The following is a 19,398-nucleotide window of genomic DNA, read 5'->3' on the forward strand; positions in this document are numbered from 1 at the left end:
TCGCGGACGTCGGTCTTCGGGTCGATGTCGCCGAAGCTCTCGGCGATCGGCTCGGTGCGCTCCCAGCCCACGCGGGACGGCGCGAACAGCGACTTGGCCTTCTCCGTGTCGCCGGCCCTGATCGCGGCGGCGAACTGCTCGACGACCGGGATCGTCGCGTCGGCCTGCTCCTGCGCGTAGGTCCGGTAGGCGGCGACCGCGGCCTCCAGCCGGGCGTCGGCCTTGGGGGCGGCGGCGTCGCCCGTGCCGGTGACGGTGATCTTCTGCCGGATGCCGTCGCCGGTCATGCCGGGCTTGCAGGCGATCTCGTACGCGCCGGCCTTGATCTCGGCGTGGATGGTGACCCTGGTGCCGGGGCCGATGTTCTCGCGCTCGGTGACGATCTTGTCGCCGGCGGCGTAGACGTAGACCTCGGTGCTCTTGGAGCCCTTGTTGTGCACGGCGAACTCGACGGCGCCGGCCGGGAAGGTCGTCCGCGACACCTCGCAGGCGGTGTCCGTGGCGTTCACCTGGACCGCGTCGGCCGAGGCGGCCTCGTCCTTGGTGGAGCAACCGGCCAGAGCGGCCCCTGCCACGGCCAGGGTGAGGAGGGTCGCGGCGGTGGTGCGGCGGGCAGACATGGCGTACTCCGAGTGAGCGGGGGACGGGCTTCCGGCACGCAGACAGTAGGGCAAGAAAGCCTAACCTAACAACCTTTCGGACCGTCAGGCGGGGGACCGGAACCCTCCTGTGACCAGGCTGCTTTCCCCGCCCGCCGGGAGCGCCGCGGAGCCCGCCTGCAGCGTGGCGGAACGATCGTTCGTCTGCCCTCCGTGCCGGTCGCCGGCCGGGACGGCGTCACCCGTCGGCGCCGCCGGCCCCGGCCGGGGTTACCAAGGTCATACCGCCGCCGCGCGTACGCTCGGAGACTCCGACGCCCGGGAGGCCACCGATGGACAGTCAGGCATGGGACGACCGCTACCGCGCGGAGGAGCCGGTCTGGGGCGCCGCCCCCAACCGCTGGGTCGTCCGCGAGTGCGAGGAGCTGGCGCCGGGCCGCGCCCTGGACCTCGCCGCGGGGGAGGGCCGCAACAGCATCTGGCTCGTCGGCCGCGGCTGGCAGGCCGTCGCCGTCGACTTCTCCCAGGTCGCCCTGGAGCGCGGCCGCGCCCTCGCCTCCGGCCTGCCCGCGGACGCCGCCGACCGGATCGCCTGGGTCGAGGCGGACGTCCTCACCCACCCGCCGGTCCGGGACGGCTTCGACCTCGTGCTGGTCGTCTACCTCCACCTGCCCGCCGCCGACCGGCGCACCCTCCTGCGCCTGGCCGCGGCCTCGCTGGCGCCGCGCGGCACGCTGCTCGTCGTCGGCCACGACACCTCCAACCTCACGGAGGGCGTCGGCGGCCCGCAGGACGCCCGGGTGCTCTTCACCCCGGAGGACGTGCTCGCCGACCTCGACGGCCTCGGCCTGGAGACCGTCCGCGCCGAGCGGGTGCGCCGTGCCGTCCCCGCCCCCGACGGCCACGGCACGGCGGGCGAGGCGGTCGACGCCCTCGTCCGGCTGCACCGGCCGGCGGCGACCGGCCCGTTCTGACCCCGGTGCCCGGTGCCCGGTGCCCGGTGTGCGGGTGGCGCCGCGCGGTGTCAGTGCGGCTGCCGGGCGCCGCGCGGCGACGACTCCAGTGCGAGCAGGCCGCCCGCGCGGTAGCGGTCGCGCCAGGCGGCGACCAGCTCCGCGGAGTGCCCGAGCCGGCGGGCCGCCTCCGTGGCGGAGGCCCGTTCGCAGGCCAGCACGATCCGGGCGCGCAGGGCGAGCCCGCGGTCCGGCGCGTTGGGCGAGGCCCACGAGTGCAGCACCGCGCGGTCCGGTTCGCCGATCCGGTACGCCCCGGCGGTCGGGCGCGGCGGCCGTTCACCGGCCAGGATCGCCTGGCTGTCGGCGTACCGGAGCTCGACGTCCTCGTCGCCGATCCGGAAGACCGTGCCGACGAGGGGCCGCCCGTGCTGGTCGGCGACGGTGCGCCGGACCTCCAGCCGGGCGGGCGGGGTGCGGGGGCCGGCGGCCCGGGCGAGGTGGACGGTGTCGGCGGCCCGCAGCCGTAGTCCGGCCATCGCGGCCCACACGTAGAGGTCGCCGAGCCGGGCGCCGGCATCCTCCTCCTCGCGGCTCTCGTCGAGGGCGAAGGCGGCCCGTCCGAGCTGGGGCAGCAGCATCACCAGCGCGGGGGCGAACCAGCAGGCGGCGTCCTGCAGGGGCCGCCCGTCGGGGTCCTGCAGCCGGTGTTCGTAGGTCAGGGCCGCCCGCCCGGCCGGGAGTTCCAGGGCGGCCGCGGCCCAGGGCTCCGGCGGCCGGCGCAGCAGCCGGCCGCGGCCGTCGACCGCCCGGGCGGTGCCGAGCAGCGAGCCGGGGAATCCGTGTGCGGGCACCCGGCTCAGCGAGGGGCGTACGGCGCGTCCGTCGCGCTCCGCCAGCACGTACGTGCCGAGACGGTCGACGGCCACGCAGCCCTGGGCCCTCAGGTGCTGCAGGGCGGAGCGCACCGTCTGGCGGTTCACCCCGTAGGCGGCGGCGAGCCGGCGTTCGGAGGGCAGGTTCTGCCCGGCGGGCAGTCTCCCCGCCCTGATGCCCTCGCCGAGATCGTTCGCGATGTCCAGGTACGCCGCCGGGCGGCGCGTCGTCCGTTGTCCAGGCATGCCGAGCAGACCCCCACTGGCCCGTGTCGTAGCGCCACCTCATGACCGTGCACCGTCAGCATAGGGCACTGGTCTGGACCATTGGTCGACGCCCGGTGAATCTCCGGTGCGGGTCCGCCGGGGCCGGGCCGTCCGACCTGCACCGCGCGCGGGGTGCGGCCGAACGGGCGATCTTACGGGGCACATTGGCCCAGCCGGTGTCGCGGCACCGGTGGAACGCTCGCAGACTCGGATCCGGGGGTGAGATCGAGTGAGAGGCTGTCCAGTGAAGCTCGTTGTCCGTCAGCTCGTCATCGCCGCCACGGCGGCTTCCGTCGGTCTCGGTATGGCCGCCTGCGGAAGTGCCAAGGAATCGACCGGTTCCACGGCCTCCGGGTCCGCCTCGGCCGGTGGCAACGTCAAGATCGGTCTGCTGCTCCCCGAGTCCAAGACCACCCGCTACGAGCAGTTCGACAAGCCGCTGCTCGAGGCCAACATCAAGAAGCTCGTGCCCGGCGCGCAGATCGACTACTACAACGCCAACCAGGACGCGACGCTCCAGCAGACCCAGGTGGACACCGCCCTCACCAAGGGCAACACCATCCTCGTCCTCGACGCGGTCGACTCCAAGTCCATCCAGGCCTCCGTGCAGAAGGCCCACGACGCCGGCGCCAAGGTCATCGCCTACGACCGCCTGGCCCAGGGTCCGGTCGACGCCTACGTCTCGTTCGACAACTACAAGGTCGGACAGCTCCAGGGCGAGGCCCTCGTCGCGGCGGTCGGCGACAACGCGAGCAAGGGCTCGATCATCATGATCAACGGCTCGCCGACCGACCCCAACGCCGGCCAGTTCAAGGCCGGCGCGCACAGCGCGATCGACGGCAAGCTGAAGATCGGCAAGGAGTACGACACCCCCAACTGGGACCCGGTGACCGCCAACCAGGAGACCGCCGCCGGCATCACCGCGATCGGCGCACCCAACCTGGTCGGCGTCTACTCCGCCAACGACGGCATGGCCGCCGGTGCCGCGACCGCCCTCAAGGCCGCCAACATCAGCGTCCCGCTGACCGGCCAGGACGCCCAGCTCGACGGCGTCCAGCGCATCCTCGTCGGCACCCAGACCATGTCGATCTACAAGCCGTACGGGCCCGAGGCCGAGGCCACGGCGAACATCGTCGCGGCGTTCGCCAACGGCACCTCGCTCACGCCGACCGACGTCCCGACCACCGCGACCAGCGGCAGCGGCCAGAAGGTCCCGGCCAACCTCATCACGCCGATCGTGCTCACCAAGGACAACATCAACGACACCGTGGTCAAGGACGGCCTCTACACCGTCGAGCAGATCTGCACCGCCGACTACGCGGCCGCGTGCAAGGAGGCGGGCCTCCAGTAACCGCCCCGAACCGGTCGACCCAGAAGGAGTTGATGTTCCGTGGAAGGCCCACCCGTCCTGGCGTTGCGCGGGGTCTCCAAGCGGTTCGGCGCCGTGCAGGCACTGACCGACGTCGAACTGGAGGTGCGAGCCGGAGAAGTCGTCGCCCTCGTCGGTGACAACGGTGCCGGCAAGTCCACCCTGGTCAAGGCGATCGCGGGCGTCTACGTGCCCGACGACGGCGTCATCGAGTGGGAGGGCAGGCGGGCGAGCATCCACCGCCCGCAGGACGCCCAGCAGCTCGGCGTCGCCACCGTCTACCAGGACCTCGCGCTCTGCGACAACCTGGACGTGGTGGCCAACCTCTTCCTCGGCCGTGAGATCAAGAGGATGGCGATCCTCGACGAGGTCGCGATGGAGAAGCGCTCGCGCGAACTGCTCAGCACCCTCTCCATCCGCATCCCGAGCGTGCGGATCCCGATCGCCTCCCTCTCCGGCGGCCAGCGCCAGACGGTCGCGATCGCCCGTGCACTGGTCGGCGACCCCAAGGTCGTCATCCTCGACGAGCCCACCGCCGCCCTCGGCGTCGAGCAGACCGCGCAGGTGCTCGACCTGGTCGAGCGCCTGCGCGACCGCGGCCTCGGCGTCATCCTCATCAGTCACAACATGGCCGACGTCATGGCGGTCTCCGACAAGGTCGCGGTGCTGCGCCTCGGCCGTAACAACGGTGTCTTCGACCGCGACGGCACCAACCAGGAGGAGATCATCTCCGCCATCACCGGTGCCACGGACAACGCCGTGACCCGTCGCAGAGACCGTGGACAGGAGGGACAGCAGTGACCGACGACCCCACCGGCGGAACCGGCCGAGAAGGACACGAACGCGGTCCGCTGCCCGAGGACAGCATGCCCAAGGGCGGTGTCAACGCCCCCGTCGAGGTGGCGGCGGCCGCCACCCCGGTGGTCGACCCGCGGCTGATCGTCCGCCAGCAGGGCCTGGCCGGATACGTCCAGGAGTTCCGCCGCCGCATCAGCAGCGGCGACCTCGGATCGCTGCCCGTCATCGTCGCCCTGATCGTCATCTGGGCGGTCTTCGGCAGCCTCAACTCCAGCTTCCTGTCGGCGCAGAACCTCTCCAACCTCTCCCAGCAGATCGTCGGCACGGGCATGATCGCCATCGGCGTGGTGTTCGTGCTGCTGCTCGGCGAGATCGACCTGTCCGTCGGCTCGGTCAGCGGCCTCTGCGCCGCGATCTTCGCGGTCATGAGCGTCACCCACGGCGTCAACCAGTGGGTGGCGCTGCTGTGCGCGCTCGCAGGCGGCGCCGTCGTCGGTCTGATCCAGGGGTTCTTCTTCGCGAAGGTCGGCGTGCCGGCCTTCGTCGTCACCCTGGCGGGCAACCTCGGCTGGAACGGCCTGATGCTGCAGATCCTCGGCAGCCAGGGCACGATCAACCTGCCCGGCACGGACATCGTCTCCAGGCTCTACTCCACCATCTACGGACAGCAGGCCGCGGCCTACGGTGCGGCCGCGGCCGGTGTGCTGCTCTTCCTCGGCGCCTCGCTGTACGACGCGCGCCGGCGGCAGGCCGCGGGCGTGCCCTCCCGGCCGATGACGGACATCGCCGTGCGCACCGGGCTGATCGCGATCGTGTCGTTCCTCGCGGCGTACACGCTCAACCAGTACAAGGGTCTGCCGCTGGCGCTGCTGATCTTCCTGATCTTCATCATCGTGCTCGACTTCGTCCTCCGGCGCACCACCTACGGGCGGCAGATCTTCGCGCTCGGCGGCAACATCGAGGGCGCCCGGCGGGCCGGTATCAACGTGTCGTGGATCCGGATCTCGGTCTTCATGATCACGTCGACCATGGCGGCCGTCGGCGGTCTCTTCCTCGCCGCCCAGATCCAGTCGGCCAGCCAGACGTCCGGCGGCGGCAACCTCCTGATGAACGCCATCGCGGCGGCCGTCATCGGCGGCACCAGCCTCTTCGGCGGCCGCGGCAAGACGTGGTCGGCGCTGCTCGGTGCGCTGGTGATCGGCTCGATCCAGTCCGGCATGAACATCCAGGGCCTGAGCAACGCCCTCCAGTTCATGATCACCGGTGCGGTGCTGCTCGCGGCGGTCGTCATCGACTCGCTGTCGCGCCGCACCCAGCAGGCGGCCGGCCGGGCCTGACCTCCGGCCAGGCCCGTGCGGCCCCTCCTGCGGCGTCCCCGACGGACGAGGCGGGAGGGGCCGTTCGCCGTGCCCGGGACGGTGGGGTCGGGGTGCCGTGTCCGGTGCGGTGGGGCCGTTCGCGGCGGGCGGGTTCAGGCGTCCGTGGCGGTGAGGTGCTTGAAGAAGAACGTGCTGCCGCGCAGGGTGCCGCCCGGGTCGGTCGCGTAGCCGGGCACCGTGCCCAGCGGCGTCCAGCCCGCGGAGCGGTACAGGTGCTCGGCGCCGCTGCCGGTCTCCGTGTCGAGGAGGAGCAGGGTGCGGTCGTGCGCGGCGGCCGCCCGTTCGGCCACCGCGAGCAGGGCGCGGCCCAGGCCCCTGCCCCGGGCCCCGCTGTGCACCAGCAGCTTCGAGACCTCGGCGCGGTGCGCGCCGTTCGGCAGCTGCTCCAGCGCCAGGCTGACCGTGCCCGTCGGACGGCCGGGCTCCCCGGCCGACCAGACGAGCAGCCGGCCCTCGGCGACGGCCGGGGCCCGGCCGCGCCACCAGGCGGTCGCCGCCTCGGGGGTCAGTCCGGCCGGGAAGCCGACGGAGGCGCCGCCGCGGACGGCGTCCAGCAGCAGCCCGGCGAGGGCCGGGGCGGCCGCCTCCAGCCCTGATGCGGTGAGGAGTCCGGGTGCGGGCACGGGTCACGCTCCTTGCAGGGGTGTCGTCACGGCAGGATCAGGGCCAGGGCGTACCGGGCCGGCTCCGGCCCGGGGCAGTGGAACGCCGACCGCCCCCAGAGGCGGAAGCGCAGGCAGTCGCCGGCGTCCAGGCGGTGGGTGGTGTCCTGGACGGTCAGCTCCAGCCGCCCGGAGAGCAGCCACAGGTGCTGCTCCAGGCCGGCGACCGACGGGCCGTCGTAGGAGATCCGGGCGCCCGGCGGAAGGACGCCCTCCACGAGTTCGCCGCGCATCCCGGCGAGCGGCGGGGAGACCGAGCGGCGGACGAACCCGGAGTCCGGATCCGTCCACACCGGCTGCTCGCCGGCGCGGACCGGGCCGCCGAGACCCTCCTCCACCTCGGCCAGCAGCTGGGACATCGTCCGCCCGTACGCGCGGCAGAGCCGGCCCAGCAGGGCGGCGGTCGGGCTGATCTCGGCGCGCTCCAGGCGGGAGAGGGTGGAGCGGCTGACGTCGGCGCGCAGCGCGAGCTCGTCCAGCGACCAGCCCTGTCCGGTGCGGAGTTCGGCGAGGCGGGCCGCGAGGCGCAGGTCCGTCGGATCGGATCTCATATTCGGGATTCTATCCCGAATTTGGGAGGTCTCCTCCCCCGGGCCCCGCCGGCCCGGCCGACCTATCGTGGAGGGGCGCGGGGCCGGGTGCGAGGAGTGCGAGATGGCAGGGGACGGCGGGCAGCTGACCGTGGTGGTGCAGCGGTCGGCGCACGGCGTGGTCGTCCGGCCGGAGGGCGAACTCGACCGCGACGGCGAGGCCCCCCTGCGCGGCGCCCTCGAACAGGCCGTCGCGACCGCGCCCGGCCTGCTGGTCGTCGACTGCAGCGCCCTGACCTTCTGCGACACCGCAGGGCTCGACCTGCTCCTCGGCGCCCGCTCGGTGATCGAGACGCTCGGCGGCTCGTTCGTGCTCGCCGCCGCCGGACCGTCCGTCGCCGGGCTGCTCTCGCTCGCCGGCGTCGACGAGGTGCTGCGCCTCTACGGCACCGTCGCCGAGGCGCTCGCGGCGGCGGACGGCTGACCCGCCCCCGCCCGGAGGCGCCGGTGCGGCGGGGACAGTCTCGTGCCGTGAGCGAGGAGATGTCGGCCGGCCCGCTGCCCGTGCCCGGTGCAGGCTTCGAACGCGGCACCGACGGGCCCGAGGTGATCGTCGCGGGGGCGGACGGCTCCGAGGCGTCCTGGCGCGCCGTCGCGTACGCCGCCGGCCTCGCCCGGAGGCAGAACGCCCTGCTGGCCCTCGTCTTCGCGCAGCCCGTCCTGGGCCGTGAGCCCTGGGCCGAGCTGCTGCCGGAGCCGTGCGGCGGTGGCGGTCAGGCCCCGCGCCGCACCCGCAGCGCCCACAGCACCAGCGGCACCTGCAGCGGCAGCCGGGCGACCGCCACCGTGCGCCACGGCTCGGGGCGGTTGCGCCAGTCGTACGCCATCTTCACGTTCGCCGGGAACACCGCCGTGAACAGGCCCGCCGCCGCGAGCGCGCCGACCGCCCGCGTCCGCGGGGCCAGCACGGCCGCGCCGACCGCCAGCTCCGCGACCCCGCTCGCGTACGTCCAGGAGCGGCGCGAGCCCGGCAGCGAACGCGGCACGATCGCGTCGAACGTCCGGGGGGTGGCGAAGTGCGCCGCACCGGCGGCGACGAGCAGGCCGCCGAGAAGACGGGCGGACAGGGGGCGGCCTGGCATCACTGCACCTCCGGGCGGGCGGGCTTGGTTACCCGACAGTAGCGTCCGGGCGGTACCGACGGAAGGGCGAGCCGCCGCCCGGCGCGGCACGCCGGACGGCAGACTGCGGACGTGCACCTCGTCCTCGTCTCCGACACCCACGTGCCCGACCGTGCCCGCGGGCTGCCCGCCGGCCTGCTCGCCGCCGTCGACACCGCCGACCTCGTGGTGCACGCCGGCGACTGGACCGACACCGCCACCCTCGACCTCCTGGACGCCCGCGCCCGCCGCCTGCTGGCCGTCCACGGCAACAACGACGGACCGGACCTCCGCGCACGGCTCCCCGAAACCGCCCGCGCCGACCTCGACGGGCTGCGCCTCGGCGTCGTCCACGAGACCGGGCCCGCCCGCGGCCGCGAACAGCGCTGCGCCGACCGCTACCCGGACCTCGACGTGCTCGTCTTCGGCCACAGCCACATCCCGTGGGACACCACCGCCCCCGGCGGCCTGCGGCTGCTCAACCCCGGCTCGCCCACCGACCGGCGCCGGCAGCCGCACTGCACCTACATGACCGTGCGGATCACCGGGGGACGGCTCTCCGAGGTCACCCTCCACCCGCTGCCGGCCGGGACCTGACACCGCGTCGGCGGGACGGACCCGGGGCGGGCAGGGTGCGGAGGTCAGGTCGGGTCAGGTCGGGCCGGGCGCGGAGCCCGGGGCGGGCAGGGTCAGCCGATGAAGCCGAGGGCCGCCACCGCGCCGAGTGCACCCAGCCCCATGAAGACCGGCATCAGAACCTTGATCTCCACCCAGCTGCCGGCGCGGAACCGCATCACCTTCGGCGGGCCCAGCGGGTACCAGCGCCGGCGGCCGATCGGGATCGGCCACAGCACCGGGCAGCCCGACACCGTCAGCGCGTCGCCCAGGCAGTGCACCAGGGAGCCGAGCGCCACCGGCAGCCCGATCCACAGGTACTCCTGGCCCGGCTGGTCGAACAGCCAGTTCGAGCCGTTGCCCGCCTTGTCGAGCACGCTCGCCAGCGTCCACGCGCTCGTCGCACCCAGCAGCCACACCAGGATGTCGCTCGACATCCGGGCCTGACGCCACAACAGGCCCTCGACGGCCAGCACCATGTGGATGAACAGCACCACCAGCACCCCCCAGCGCCCGCCGTACGCCGAGAAGCCGGCCGCCACCGCGCCCGACAGCGCCGCCCACAACCAGGTGTGCGTCAGCGTGCGGTGACCGCCGTTGCGCCGCGGGTCGCCCTTGCCGCGCGTCGCCTTGTACGTCGCCGCACCGAGCTTGTCGATCACCTCGCACAGGGCACGCGACAGCGGGCCGAACGCCCGCGACACCGTCGCCGCCTTGTGGTCGAGGTCGGGAGCCAGCGCCGCGCCCGCGCATATCAGTGCACCCGCGAGCAGCACCGGCCACGGCATCGGCCGGTCCAGGGTGTACGCGGCCGCCCCTGCGGCCAGCCAGGCCGTCGCGCCCGAGAGCGCGTGTGCCGGTCCCATCATGGTGCTTCCCACCCCATCGCCGCAGTTCGGACGCATCCTGCGCCCGGTCGGGGCGCAGCATAGCCGAGGAGGTCAAACCGGTGGAGAGGACCCCCTGACAGCCGTTCAGCACCCGGCGCCACGGCCTGACCGCCCCGGGTCAGCCCACCAGCGCGCGGGTCAGCCCGTCGAACACCGGCGTCACCACGCCACGCAGCGGCAGCACCAGCACCGCCGCCGCAAGGGCCGCCGGCAGCACCAGCGACCACCGGCGCGTCACCCGGCGGTGCGGCCGCACCCGCAGCACGAACACCAGCGCCGCCACGGCGAGCGGCGGGCCGACCGCCAGCAGCCAGGGCGGCACCGGGCCCAGCAGCACGGGAGCGCGGACGACCGCCGTCAGCGCGAGGCACGCGGAGGACAGGAGCAGGCTCAGGTCGAGCAGCCCCGGCACGGCCGGCGACACCCGGGCCCGGTCGTCCAGGCTGCGGCGGAACGACACCGCCGTGATCAGCAGCAGGACGGCCACCACCAGCACCTCGACCCGCAGCACACCGCCCAGGGTCGGTGTGCCGAAGCGCCCCGACCGGAGGACGAGCGCGGCGACGCCGGCGGGCACGCAGAGCAGGACCGCCCAGAACAGCGTCAGCCCCGCGACCACCCGTGGGGCGGGCAGCCAGACGCTGCGCCGCGGCCCCGCCGCCGCAGGCGCGGGGGACCGGGCGGCCATCGCCGCGACCACCGGGTCGCCCGGGCTCTGCCGGGCGGCGTGCTCCAGCAGCTCGCGGCGCTGCCGCAGCGCCCTGGGGCTGCGCAGGATCCGGGTGCGGTTGACCGCGGTGAGGTAGCCGTACGCCAGGAGCACCCCGGCCACGGCGACGGCGGTCGGTACGAGACCGGCCGGGCCCGGGCCGTCCGGCGGCGCCATCCAGGCCACGGTGAACCCCACGATCAGTGCGGCCAGCAGCAGCATGTCCTGGACGACGGCGAACGGCGCCAGCAGCGCCCGGCGGTCGACACCCGTCAGCAGGCCGAAGACGACCCACAACACCCCCAGCAGCACGCACTGGGTGGCCACCGCCCGCGGCAGCAGGTCGGGCAGCCGGCCGGTCGCCAGCTCCCGTACGGCTGTGCCGAAGGACCGCTGCTGGTGCCCGCTCGCGAAGGCGTACGCGACGACCAGCAGCCCGAGCTGGAGCACCGCCGTCAGCCGGCCGCCGTCGCGCCAGAAGTCGCGGGAGCCCAGGGCGCGGGCGATGGTCCCCAGTTGGGTGGCGAGGACCACGAGGAGGAGCAGGACGGGGAGGGCCACCATGCCGAACGCCGTGTCGGGGTCGGCCCCGACCAGCCTGAGGGGGATGCCGAGCGCGTCCGCGACGTGCTGCCCGAAGCGGATCACGGCCGTCTCCCAGCCTGGCGGGACGTCGGCCGTGCCGACCGCCGCACGCTGTGCACCCGTGGTGTCCATGGCGCCCCCGTGTCCCTCCCGGCCCGGGCCCGCTCGTCCCGGTGCGCGAACCAGCATGGCGGCGGGCGGGGCCGGGCGGGGCCGGCGTCGACGGCCGTTCGCCGTCCGGGGACCGATTCGTGACATCCGGGCGCCGTCCGGGCGCCGTCCAGCGGCCGGACGGGTCGCCTGGTGGGTCGCCGGGTGGCGCACAGGACGGTGTCAGCCCGTGCCGCCGGCTCTCCGGAGGCGCTCCGCCCGCTCCTCGCGCCAGTACGCGGCGGCCTCCCGGACGCCCGGCGCCGGGTCGGCCGCCAGCACGTCGGTCAGTTCGGCGGCGCCCGGCGTGGACCAGCGGCCCACCGCCCAGGCGAGGGCCTCCCGGACCGCGGGGTCGGGATGGCCGGCCAGCGGGGCGACGGCGTCCACCGGCCCGCGCCGGCGCATCGCGAACCAGCGCAGCACCTCGCGGAGTTCGGCCGGGTCGCCGGGCGTGCCCGCGGCGGCGAGCCGTCCGAGCAGGACCCGCGGCGGGGGCGGCGGCCCGTCCAGCTCGTGCGGACGGCGCTCGCGCAGCCGGCGCGAACCGTACTCGCCGCGGACCCGGCATCCGGCGCAGGTGCACGGCACCCGGCCGTGCGCGTTCGGCATGTACCGCCAGCCGGCGACCTGCGGCACCGCGCGGATGCGGTGCACCTCGCGGGCGGTCACCGCCCGCGGCACGAAGACCTCCCAGCCGCGCGGGTCGTCCATCGCCGCGAGGGTCCGGACGGCTTCCGCGGCGGTCACCCCGCGCGGCTGCCGGCCGTAGTGGCCGACGGTCACCGGCTCCGTGTCGGGCAGCCGGATCTGCACGGCGACCATGCCGCCGCGGGTGCCCTGCCGGGCGAGTTCGCGCAGCCACTGGTGGGTCATCGTCCAGGAGCGCAGGACGGGGAAGCAGAACACGCCGTCGCGGGAGTCCGCCCGGCCGCGGCTCTCCGCGCGGATGCCGGCCCGCCGGATCCGCGGCGCGGAGGCCGCCTGGGTGAGGTGCACGAAGGTCGCCATGGGCGGCGATCCTAGCCGTGGCGCCCGCCGGCCCCGGGCGGTGCCGGGGCCGGCGGCCGGTGGTCGGTCGTCAGCAGCTGCAGTCGCACGCACAGCAGTCGCAGCCGTCGCAGCAGCCGTCACCGCAGCAGTTGCAGCTGTCGCCGCAGCAGTCGCACCCGTCGCAGCAGTCGCTGCAGTCGCAGTTGCGCTGGCAGAAGCCCTCCCGGCGCTGCCGCGAGAACGGGTCGTCGTGTTCGCAGCAGAGCAGTTGGCACGTGCAGGCCATCGCCGCCCACACCGCGCAGCCGGCCAGCGGCGAACGGCGCTGCGGCGGCGGGGGAGTGGGCGGCTCGTCGGTCAACGGCCCGCCCGGGTGAGGGCCGTGGGCGCCGGACGGGCCGGACGCGACCGCGCAGCCGGCGCCGTGCCCGAACACCCGGTCCACCGCGAGCCCCGTCTCGTGGGCCAGCAGCCGGTGCACCAGCGCGCGGTCGGTGAACTCGACGTCCTTCAGGGCCAGTCGGATGCCGTGCACCGCGTCCCGGCAGAGGCGCTCCGCCTCGGCCCGCGAGGTGCCGGTCGCGGTCAGCGGGTTCCACGACCCGGCTGCCGCGTCGGCCTGCTGGTCCTCCGCGGCGTCCACCAGGTGCGCGAGCCGGCCGAAGAGGCGGCCCGCCTCCGCGAGCGGCCCGGCGTGGGCGGGCCGCCCCGCGAGGACGGCGGTGTGCGCGAACGCCGCGGCCGTGGCCGTCTCTGTGGGCTCGGTCACCAGCAGGACGGACGACCCCGCCACCGCCGACCGCTCCAACCCGTCCTGCCGGGAGGCCGCGTCGAGCAGCACGGCGGTGTCGAACCCGAGGCCCGCGCCGCCGCCCGTGCTCTGCCGGTCCCACCGGCGGGCCACCGCCCGTGCGCCCGCGGCGACCGGCCGGCGGGCGAACACCCCGTCCGCGTCGAGCACGTGGTCGCGCATCTTCACCGAGGCCAGGGCCAGCGACACCGCCGCGGCCAGTCGCGCCCCCTCGCCCCTGGCCACCTCCGCCGTCCGCATCCCGCGCAGCGGGCACGGCCCGGCCGTCCGCCGCCCGCCCGCCGACCGGGGGCTCTGCGCCTCGACGAGGACGGAGATCACCAGGCCGTCGTAGTTGGTCGCGGACCGGGCGAGCTGCCCGTGGTCGTCGCGCAGCGCCAGGCACAGGCCGCACAGGTGGGCCGTCCAGGCGCTGCGCAGTCCTTCGGACAGGCTGTGCCGACAGGGTCTGATGATTCCGAACACGCTTCCCCCTCGATCCCCCGCCCGGCCGGTCGGCCGGGGTCGAACGCGCGTCATCCTAGGCAGCCGGCCCGGGTCGCCGGTACCCCGGCCTGCGGGTTCCCCGCATGCGGTGCGCCGCCGTCCGGGTTAGCGTGGGTCGGCCGGCCGACCGCCGTACGCGCCGACCGCCGTACGCGCACCGATCGCCGTACGCACCGGGCCGCGCCGCGGCACCCGTGCCCCGTCCCTCGCCCGCTCCCCCCGGGAGCCGACACCGTGGCCGTCCGCTGCCGTCCCTCATCGTCCCTCGTCGTCCCCGACCGGAAGGACGCCCCCATGAAGGCCGCCGTCGTGCGTGATTTCACCGCGCCGCTCACCATCGAGGACCGTCCCGTTCCCGAGCCCGCGCCGCACCAGGTGCGGGTGCGCGTCGAGGCCTCCGGGCTGTGCCACACCGACATCCACGCGGCGCGCGGCGACTGGCCGGTCACGCCGTCCCCGCCGTTCGTCCCCGGCCACGAGGGCGTGGGCGTCGTCGAGGAGGCCGGTGCGCTGGTGCGGCACGTACGCGTCGGCGAACGCGTGGCCGTCCCCTGGCTCGCCGACGCGTGCGGCCGCTGCGACCACTGCGTCTCGGGCTGGGAGACCCTCTGCGCGGAGCAGCACAACTCCGGCTACTCGGTGGACGGCGCGTACGCGGAGTACGTGCTCGCGCACGGCGACTACGTGGTGCCGGTGCCGGACGGCATCGACCCGCTCGACGCCGCCCCGCTCTCCTGCGCGGGGGTCACCACCTACAAGGCCGTGCGGGTCGGCGGGGCGCGGCCGGGCAGCCGCGTACTGGTCTCCGGCATCGGCGGCCTCGGACACCTCGCGCTCCAGTACGCCCGCCTCGCGGGTGCCGAGACCGTCGCCGTCGACGTCACCGACGAGAAGCTCGCCCTCGCCCGCGAACTGGGCGCCGACCACGTCGTCGACGCCCGCGGCACGGACGTCGCCGCGGAGGTGCAGCGCCTCGGCGGCGTGGACTCCGCGATCGCGCTGGCGGTCAGCAACGAGTCCTTCCGGGCGGCGTACGGCGCGCTGCGCCGCGGCGGCACGCTGGTGCTGGTCGCGCTGCCCGCGGGCGGCACGCTGGAACTGCCGGTCTTCGAGACCGTCCTGAACGGCACCCGGGTGGTGGGGTCGATCGTCGGCACCCGGCAGGACCTCGCGGAGGTGTTCCGGCTGCACGCGCTGGGCCGGACCCGCGTGATGCGGGAATCCCGGCGGCTGGAGGAGGTCAACACCTGCTTCGAGGAGGTGCTCGCCGGCACGGTGGCGGCGCGGCTCGTCTTCGACCTGCGGTGAGGCCGGCCTGCCGTCCGGGTCGACGGTGAGCCGGGCCGGCGGTGAGCCCGGGGCGTGGGCGAGCGCGGGCCGGGGCCGGCCCGCGCTCAGACCGCCAGGTAGCCGCCGGGTTCGGCGGTGAACAGCGGCCCCTGCGGGCCGGACACCCGCCAGGCCCCGGTGCTGCCGGGCCCGGCGGTGTCCGGCGGCACGGAGAGCGTGCGGCCCCGGTCGAGGGCGAGTTCCAGGCCGCCCGAGCGGGTCACGGAGGCGCTGTCGATGCGGGCGCCGACCAGGGCGGCGAGCGCGCCCGAGGGCGGCAGGGTCAGGCCGGGGTAGAAGTGCTCGACGTCGGCGGCCGTCCGCAGCCGGAAGTCGTTCTCCACCGTCACCACGACGCCGCCGGAGAGCGCCACCGTCAGCCGGCCGGTCGCCGTCACGGCCTCCACCCGGCGGCCGGTCAGCACGGACCCGATCTCGTGGACCACGGAACCTCCTCGGCGTGGCGGTACTGGCCGGTCCATTGTGGCGCCCCCGCTTGTCGGCGTCATGCCGATCCGTCCGGCGCCACGCCGTCGACCAGCTCGATCGGGCCACGGGCGGACCCCCGGCGTGCCAGGCAGGCGGCGGCCCGCGCCCCGGTCGCGGGTGCGGCGCCGTCGACCGGACCGGCAGGACCGGTCGGGCCGCCGTCGAAGACGAACACGAGCCGGGTGCAGCCGGTGCCGCCCGGCAGCCAGTCCAGGCCCAGCAGCCGGCCGGGCGGCGGGCCGCCGGAGGCGGTGCGCAGCAGGCGCGCGGCGGCCCCGCGCGGGGTCTCGCGGTCGGCCGCGACGGTGGTGCGGGCGGCGAGCGCGCGGCCGTCCGGGCCGGTGGTCAGCACCTCGGCCTCGGCGCGGATCCGCGGCCGGGTGGCGATGTACGTGTCGTGGTCGAGCGGCGGGACGACGGGCGGCCGGTCGCCGCCCGCGAGGGCCAGCCCGGCCGCCTTGGTGTACGCCGGGACGGGGCCGGGCGGCAGCAGGGCGGCGCTCTGCCCGGCCGGCAGGCTGTCCTCCAGCTCGACCGGGCCCGTCCCGGCGGGCGCCCGCAGGCACGCCATGACCCGGCGGGAGAGGTTCGGCGGCAGCGCGGACGCGGCCTGGTCGGGTGTCACGAAGGCGTAGCCGCCGAGCTCGTCCTCCTGCAGGCGGATCGCGGCCAGCTCCTCGGCGCCGGGCGCGGCCGCCCAGTAGAGGAAGGAGACGATCGGCGGGCGGCGGTCGCCGATCGACCAGTCGACGCAGGCCAGCTCGCGCAGTTCGGGGCGCAGCCCCATCTCCTCCAGCAGCTCGCGGACGGCGGTGTCGCGCGGGGTGGCGTCCGCCGTCTCCCAGCCGCCGCCCGGCACCTCGACGGGGTGCTCGGCCTCGTACACCGCCCGGACGATCATCAGCCGTCCGGTGTCGTCCCGGAAGAGCACGCCCGCCGCCGCCAGCGGATCGGAACCGGTGCCTGCCGCGCCCATGCCGTGCCCCCTTCGGTGGTCCGCACACCGACGGTGCGGACGGCAACCAGGACACTCCGCAGCGTACGCGCGGTTCCGCGGGGCGGGCCGCGGTCAGCGCCGGGCGGGGCCGGTCAGGTGCACCAGAAGAGCACCGGCTTGCAGCTCGCCGACGGGGTGTGGCCGGGGGAACGGCTGGGCGTGGCGCTGCCGGTGGCGGTCGGCGCCGGGCTGGTGGCGCCGGTGGTGGCGGACGGCCGTGCGGAGGAGGGCACCGACGTGGCGGAACGGGAGGGGGCCGGCCGGGAGCTCCGGGTCGTGGCCGAGGGCGACGGTGCCGCCGAGGTGGAGGCCGGTGCGGCGGAGGGCGTGCTGCTCGCGGACGGCACGGCCGCCTCCACGGGCGCGGTGTCGGGGCGGGCCGCACCGCTGCCGTCGGGTGCCGCCAGGGCCAGCACACCCGCCCCGCCCAGGGCGAGGCCGGCCGCGGTCAGCAGGGCGGCCCGGCGCCGTCCGGCCGGCCGGGCGCGACGGGAGCGCCGGCCGCGCCGGTCGGCGGCGGTGGACGCGTACGGGGCGGTGGCGGGCAGCACGGTCGTGGCGTCCAGGGGCTGCGCGCCCGCGGGCGCTCCGCACCCGGGGCACGACAGTGCGCCGTTGAGGTGGCGGCGGCACGGTGCGCAGTAGTCCATGGGGGGCGTCTGGATCTTCCGGTTCGGTTCTCGCGCGGGTCGGCGCGACCTTGCTCAGGACCCTACGCACGGCACCCGAACGCCCGACAGGTGCCAGGTGTGAGGCTTTCGGGGAGATCCCATGCGGCCTGCCGGGGCCGGTGCGACGCACACGGACGGGCCGGCCGCCCCGAGGGGCGACCGGCCCGTCCACCGTCCGGCGGGGCTCAGCCCTGCGCGCCGGCCGGCTCCGCGAGCTGCGCGTACGGCGCGAGCTTGCGCAGCGACTCGATGCTCTTCAGGCACTGCTCGCGCGACTCCTCCGGGTCGCCGGTGACGACGACCGTGCCGTTGCTCGCCTTCAGGCGGAAGCGGTGGTTGCCCGACTCGTCGACGTACAGCTCGAACTTTCCTGCCATGACCGTCCTTCACCTCTCGCTCGGTTGCCCCCTCCCGATGCACCGTAGGCCGGGCGACGGGCGGCCGCATGCCGGGTCGGTCGTCCGTGTGGCGGGCGGGGACCGGGCGGGGACCGGGTGGGAACGGGCGGTGCGGTCCTGCGCGGTGCGCTCAGCGCGCGGGCGGTTCCGGCGGGTCCTCGCGGGCCACGTCCTCGCGCACCACGTCCTCGGCGCGCTTGTCGGTGCGCAGCCCCTCGAAGCGCGGGGCGCGGAGCCGCCCGTCGCGGGTCCACTCCGTGAACGCGACCCGGGCGACCAGGCGCGGCTGCACCCAGTGCGCCCGGGGCTCCTCCTCCGGCGGGTCGGCGAACGGCGGGTCGGGCCGCGCCAGCGCGTCGAGCTCCGCGCGCAGCCGGTGCAGGCCCGCGGTGTCGAAGCCGGTGCCGACCTTGCCGGCGTACCGCAGCAGGCCGCCCCGGTAGTGCCCGACCAGCAGGGCGCCGAAGCCGGACCGCCGTCCGCCCGGGTCGGTGAACCCGCCGATCACCAGCTCCTGCCCCACCGTGCACGGCAGCTTCAGCCAGTCCGGCGAACGCTGCGGCACGTACCGGCTGTCCGCCCGCTTGGCGACCAGGCCCTCCCAGCCGCGGGCGCAGGCCTCGGCGAGCGGGACCGGCCCGTCCGCGCGGACGTGCTCGGTGAAGTGCAGCGGATCGTCGAAGCCGATCGACTCGCGGAGGAGCTGCTTGCGCTCCAGCAGGGTGAGGCCGGTGGTGTCGTGCCCCATCAGCGCGGTCAGGTCGAAGAGGAAGTACGACACCCGGACCCCGCTCGCCGCGGCCCGCCGCGGGTCGCGCAGCTGCATCCGGCGCTGCAGCCGGGTGAAGCTCGTCCGGCCCGACGCGTCGAACGCGACGATCTCGCCGTCGACCGCGAACCGCGGGACGGGCTGCGCCGCGAGGGCGGCCACCAGCTCGGGGTAGCCGCCCTCCATCGGCCGGCCGGTGCGCGACACCAGGCGGACGCTGCCGCCGTCACGCTCGGCGACGGCGCGGACGCCGTCCAGCTTGCGCTCCAGCAGCCATCCGGGATCGAACACGCGGCGCCCGCTCGGCGTCGCCAGCATGGGGCGGATCAGCACGTCTGCGCAGGTACCCGGCCGCCGCCCGGGCGGAAACCGCCTGCGCCGCCCTGCCGCCGGGACGGCCGAGTGCGACAGTGGAGGACGGGGGACGGCCGCTGGAAGGAGCACGCCGATGGAACCCACACCCACGCCCGGCAGCACACGGGCCGATGTCGTGTCGCAGCCCGCCGGGGCGCAGGGCGGCCCGCGCGGCGGTGCCGAGCGGGCCCGGCCCGGCCCGGCGACCCGGTTCCGCAACTGGATCCTCGGCACCAGCATGTCGGCGGTCATCTTCCTGGTGTCGCTCTCGCTGGGCCTGCTGATGTGCATGGTGCAGGTGACGTCCAACTGGATGACCGCGTTCTGCTCGCTGGTGTGGGCGATCACCGCGGTCGCGCTCCTCGGCCGCTTCTTCGGCCAGCGCGCCATGAACACCTACCGGATGGCCTGAACCCGGGCCTTCCCCGCAACCGCCGTACCCGCCGTACCTCCCGCCGCAACCGCTGCACCCGCCGCACGTACCCGCCGTGGGGGGGGGGGGGGGCCGGCCCCCCCCCCGCCCCCCGCCGGGGGCGCCCCCCCCCCCCGGGCGGGAGTTT

General features: G+C 75.6%; 22 protein-coding genes. 8 read left to right on the forward strand and 14 right to left on the reverse strand.

Annotated features, from left to right (window positions below):
* Positions 1-620, reverse strand: a 620-nt coding sequence (locus tag SNE206_RS21215) for a cupredoxin domain-containing protein (RefSeq protein WP_407915032.1), incomplete at its 3' end; no start/stop codon positions are given.
* A 311-nt stretch (positions 621-931) separates the two neighbouring features.
* Between SNE206_RS21215 and SNE206_RS21220 the strand changes: the two genes are divergently transcribed.
* Positions 932-1,573, forward strand: a complete 642-nt coding sequence (locus SNE206_RS21220; protein WP_407915033.1) for a class I SAM-dependent methyltransferase — start codon at positions 932-934, stop codon at positions 1,571-1,573.
* 50 nt (positions 1,574-1,623) lie between these two features.
* Here the strand turns inward: SNE206_RS21220 and SNE206_RS21225 are convergent, their stop codons facing one another.
* Entirely contained in the window at positions 1,624-2,673 is a 1,050-nt protein-coding gene (locus tag SNE206_RS21225) for a GntR family transcriptional regulator (RefSeq protein WP_407915034.1), read from the reverse strand.
* A 265-nt stretch (positions 2,674-2,938) separates the two neighbouring features.
* On the opposite strand from SNE206_RS21225, the gene SNE206_RS21230 reads away from it, so the two are divergent.
* The 3 genes from SNE206_RS21230 (at position 2,939) to SNE206_RS21240 (ending at position 6,198) form a co-directional block, all read left to right on the forward strand.
* Positions 2,939-4,045, forward strand: a complete 1,107-nt coding sequence (locus SNE206_RS21230) for a sugar ABC transporter substrate-binding protein (protein ID WP_407915035.1) — start codon at positions 2,939-2,941, stop codon at positions 4,043-4,045.
* 39 nt (positions 4,046-4,084) lie between these two features.
* Positions 4,085-4,864: an ATP-binding cassette domain-containing protein gene (locus SNE206_RS21235; RefSeq protein ID WP_407915036.1), complete on the forward strand. Its 780-nt coding sequence runs from the start codon at positions 4,085-4,087 to the stop codon at positions 4,862-4,864.
* 65 nt (positions 4,865-4,929) lie between these two features.
* Positions 4,930-6,198: a sugar ABC transporter permease gene (locus SNE206_RS21240; protein WP_407915053.1), complete on the forward strand. Its 1,269-nt coding sequence runs from the start codon at positions 4,930-4,932 to the stop codon at positions 6,196-6,198.
* Between the two features lie 134 nt (positions 6,199-6,332).
* Here the strand turns inward: SNE206_RS21240 and SNE206_RS21245 are convergent, their stop codons facing one another.
* Positions 6,333-6,863: a GNAT family N-acetyltransferase gene (locus SNE206_RS21245; RefSeq protein WP_407915037.1), complete on the reverse strand. Its 531-nt coding sequence runs from the start codon at positions 6,861-6,863 to the stop codon at positions 6,333-6,335.
* Positions 6,864-6,889: 26 nt separating this feature from the next.
* Complete coding sequence (locus SNE206_RS21250; protein ID WP_407915038.1) at positions 6,890-7,453, reverse strand: helix-turn-helix domain-containing protein; 564 nt, start codon at positions 7,451-7,453, stop codon at positions 6,890-6,892.
* Positions 7,454-7,556: 103 nt separating this feature from the next.
* Between SNE206_RS21250 and SNE206_RS21255 the strand changes: the two genes are divergently transcribed.
* Positions 7,557-7,916, forward strand: coding sequence for an STAS domain-containing protein (locus SNE206_RS21255; RefSeq protein WP_407915039.1), 360 nt, complete (start codon positions 7,557-7,559; stop codon positions 7,914-7,916).
* 289 nt (positions 7,917-8,205) lie between these two features.
* Here SNE206_RS21255 and SNE206_RS21260 read toward each other — a convergent pair whose 3' ends face one another.
* Positions 8,206-8,574 carry a MauE/DoxX family redox-associated membrane protein gene (locus tag SNE206_RS21260; RefSeq protein WP_407915040.1) on the reverse strand — a complete coding sequence of 123 codons (369 nt, stop codon included), beginning with the start codon at positions 8,572-8,574 and terminating at the stop codon, positions 8,206-8,208.
* Between the two features lie 111 nt (positions 8,575-8,685).
* On the opposite strand from SNE206_RS21260, the gene SNE206_RS21265 reads away from it, so the two are divergent.
* The gene (locus SNE206_RS21265) at positions 8,686-9,189 is read left to right on the forward strand and encodes a metallophosphoesterase family protein (protein ID WP_407915041.1); all 504 of its coding nucleotides are present in this window, start codon (positions 8,686-8,688) and stop codon (positions 9,187-9,189) included.
* Between the two features lie 92 nt (positions 9,190-9,281).
* Here SNE206_RS21265 and SNE206_RS21270 read toward each other — a convergent pair whose 3' ends face one another.
* The 4 genes from SNE206_RS21270 to SNE206_RS21285 form a co-directional block, all read right to left on the reverse strand.
* Positions 9,282-10,076 carry a metal-dependent hydrolase gene (locus tag SNE206_RS21270; RefSeq protein ID WP_407915042.1) on the reverse strand — a complete coding sequence of 265 codons (795 nt, stop codon included), beginning with the start codon at positions 10,074-10,076 and terminating at the stop codon, positions 9,282-9,284.
* A 139-nt stretch (positions 10,077-10,215) separates the two neighbouring features.
* Positions 10,216-11,523: a hypothetical protein gene (locus SNE206_RS21275; protein ID WP_407915043.1), complete on the reverse strand. Its 1,308-nt coding sequence runs from the start codon at positions 11,521-11,523 to the stop codon at positions 10,216-10,218.
* 201 nt (positions 11,524-11,724) lie between these two features.
* On the reverse strand, positions 11,725-12,552 hold the full coding sequence (locus SNE206_RS21280) for a HEAT repeat domain-containing protein (RefSeq protein ID WP_407915044.1): 828 nt from the start codon (positions 12,550-12,552) through the stop codon (positions 11,725-11,727).
* A 70-nt stretch (positions 12,553-12,622) separates the two neighbouring features.
* Complete coding sequence (locus SNE206_RS21285) at positions 12,623-13,810, reverse strand: DUF5685 family protein (RefSeq protein WP_407915045.1); 1,188 nt, start codon at positions 13,808-13,810, stop codon at positions 12,623-12,625.
* 315 nt (positions 13,811-14,125) lie between these two features.
* Between SNE206_RS21285 and SNE206_RS21290 the strand changes: the two genes are divergently transcribed.
* Positions 14,126-15,139 (forward strand): zinc-dependent alcohol dehydrogenase, encoded by a 1,014-nt coding sequence (locus SNE206_RS21290; RefSeq protein ID WP_407915046.1) that lies wholly within the window; start codon positions 14,126-14,128, stop codon positions 15,137-15,139.
* 86 nt (positions 15,140-15,225) lie between these two features.
* Here SNE206_RS21290 and SNE206_RS21295 read toward each other — a convergent pair whose 3' ends face one another.
* The 5 genes from SNE206_RS21295 to ligD form a co-directional block, all read right to left on the reverse strand.
* Complete coding sequence (locus SNE206_RS21295) at positions 15,226-15,606, reverse strand: DUF6188 family protein (RefSeq protein ID WP_407915047.1); 381 nt, start codon at positions 15,604-15,606, stop codon at positions 15,226-15,228.
* A 59-nt stretch (positions 15,607-15,665) separates the two neighbouring features.
* Positions 15,666-16,625: an NUDIX domain-containing protein gene (locus SNE206_RS21300; protein WP_407915048.1), complete on the reverse strand. Its 960-nt coding sequence runs from the start codon at positions 16,623-16,625 to the stop codon at positions 15,666-15,668.
* Positions 16,626-16,738: 113 nt separating this feature from the next.
* Positions 16,739-17,296, reverse strand: a complete 558-nt coding sequence (locus tag SNE206_RS21305; protein ID WP_407915049.1) for a hypothetical protein — start codon at positions 17,294-17,296, stop codon at positions 16,739-16,741.
* 206 nt (positions 17,297-17,502) lie between these two features.
* Positions 17,503-17,694 carry a YegP family protein gene (locus SNE206_RS21310; RefSeq protein ID WP_407915050.1) on the reverse strand — a complete coding sequence of 64 codons (192 nt, stop codon included), beginning with the start codon at positions 17,692-17,694 and terminating at the stop codon, positions 17,503-17,505.
* A 151-nt stretch (positions 17,695-17,845) separates the two neighbouring features.
* A complete protein-coding gene (ligD, locus tag SNE206_RS21315; RefSeq protein WP_407915051.1) occupies positions 17,846-18,817 on the reverse strand; it encodes a non-homologous end-joining DNA ligase in 972 nt (323 codons plus the stop codon).
* 115 nt (positions 18,818-18,932) lie between these two features.
* On the opposite strand from ligD, the gene SNE206_RS21320 reads away from it, so the two are divergent.
* Positions 18,933-19,250 carry a hypothetical protein gene (locus tag SNE206_RS21320; RefSeq protein WP_407915052.1) on the forward strand — a complete coding sequence of 106 codons (318 nt, stop codon included), beginning with the start codon at positions 18,933-18,935 and terminating at the stop codon, positions 19,248-19,250.
* The last annotated feature ends 148 nt before the right edge of the window (positions 19,251-19,398 follow it).

It is taken from the genome of Kitasatospora sp. NE20-6 (assembly GCF_045862635.1).

What these genes read in the sequence shown, in the direction of transcription:
- SNE206_RS21220 (WP_407915033.1), top strand. Translation starts at nt 932, where the DNA reads ATGGACAGTCAGGCATGGGACGACCGCTACCGCGCGGAGGAGCCGGTC.
- SNE206_RS21225 (WP_407915034.1), bottom strand. Translation starts at nt 2,673, where the DNA reads ATGCCTGGACAACGGACGACGCGCCGCCCGGCGGCGTACCTGGACATC.
- SNE206_RS21240 (WP_407915053.1), top strand. Translation starts at nt 4,930, where the DNA reads ATGCCCAAGGGCGGTGTCAACGCCCCCGTCGAGGTGGCGGCGGCCGCC.
- SNE206_RS21250 (WP_407915038.1), bottom strand. Translation starts at nt 7,453, where the DNA reads ATGAGATCCGATCCGACGGACCTGCGCCTCGCGGCCCGCCTCGCCGAA.
- SNE206_RS21255 (WP_407915039.1), top strand. Translation starts at nt 7,557, where the DNA reads ATGGCAGGGGACGGCGGGCAGCTGACCGTGGTGGTGCAGCGGTCGGCG.
- SNE206_RS21260 (WP_407915040.1), bottom strand. Translation starts at nt 8,574, where the DNA reads ATGCCAGGCCGCCCCCTGTCCGCCCGTCTTCTCGGCGGCCTGCTCGTC.
- SNE206_RS21270 (WP_407915042.1), bottom strand. Translation starts at nt 10,076, where the DNA reads ATGATGGGACCGGCACACGCGCTCTCGGGCGCGACGGCCTGGCTGGCC.
- SNE206_RS21275 (WP_407915043.1), bottom strand. Translation starts at nt 11,523, where the DNA reads ATGGACACCACGGGTGCACAGCGTGCGGCGGTCGGCACGGCCGACGTC.
- SNE206_RS21280 (WP_407915044.1), bottom strand. Translation starts at nt 12,552, where the DNA reads ATGGCGACCTTCGTGCACCTCACCCAGGCGGCCTCCGCGCCGCGGATC.
- SNE206_RS21290 (WP_407915046.1), top strand. Translation starts at nt 14,126, where the DNA reads ATGAAGGCCGCCGTCGTGCGTGATTTCACCGCGCCGCTCACCATCGAG.
- SNE206_RS21300 (WP_407915048.1), bottom strand. Translation starts at nt 16,625, where the DNA reads ATGGGCGCGGCAGGCACCGGTTCCGATCCGCTGGCGGCGGCGGGCGTG.
- SNE206_RS21305 (WP_407915049.1), bottom strand. Translation starts at nt 17,296, where the DNA reads ATGGACTACTGCGCACCGTGCCGCCGCCACCTCAACGGCGCACTGTCG.
- SNE206_RS21310 (WP_407915050.1), bottom strand. Translation starts at nt 17,694, where the DNA reads ATGGCAGGAAAGTTCGAGCTGTACGTCGACGAGTCGGGCAACCACCGC.
- SNE206_RS21320 (WP_407915052.1), top strand. Translation starts at nt 18,933, where the DNA reads ATGGAACCCACACCCACGCCCGGCAGCACACGGGCCGATGTCGTGTCG.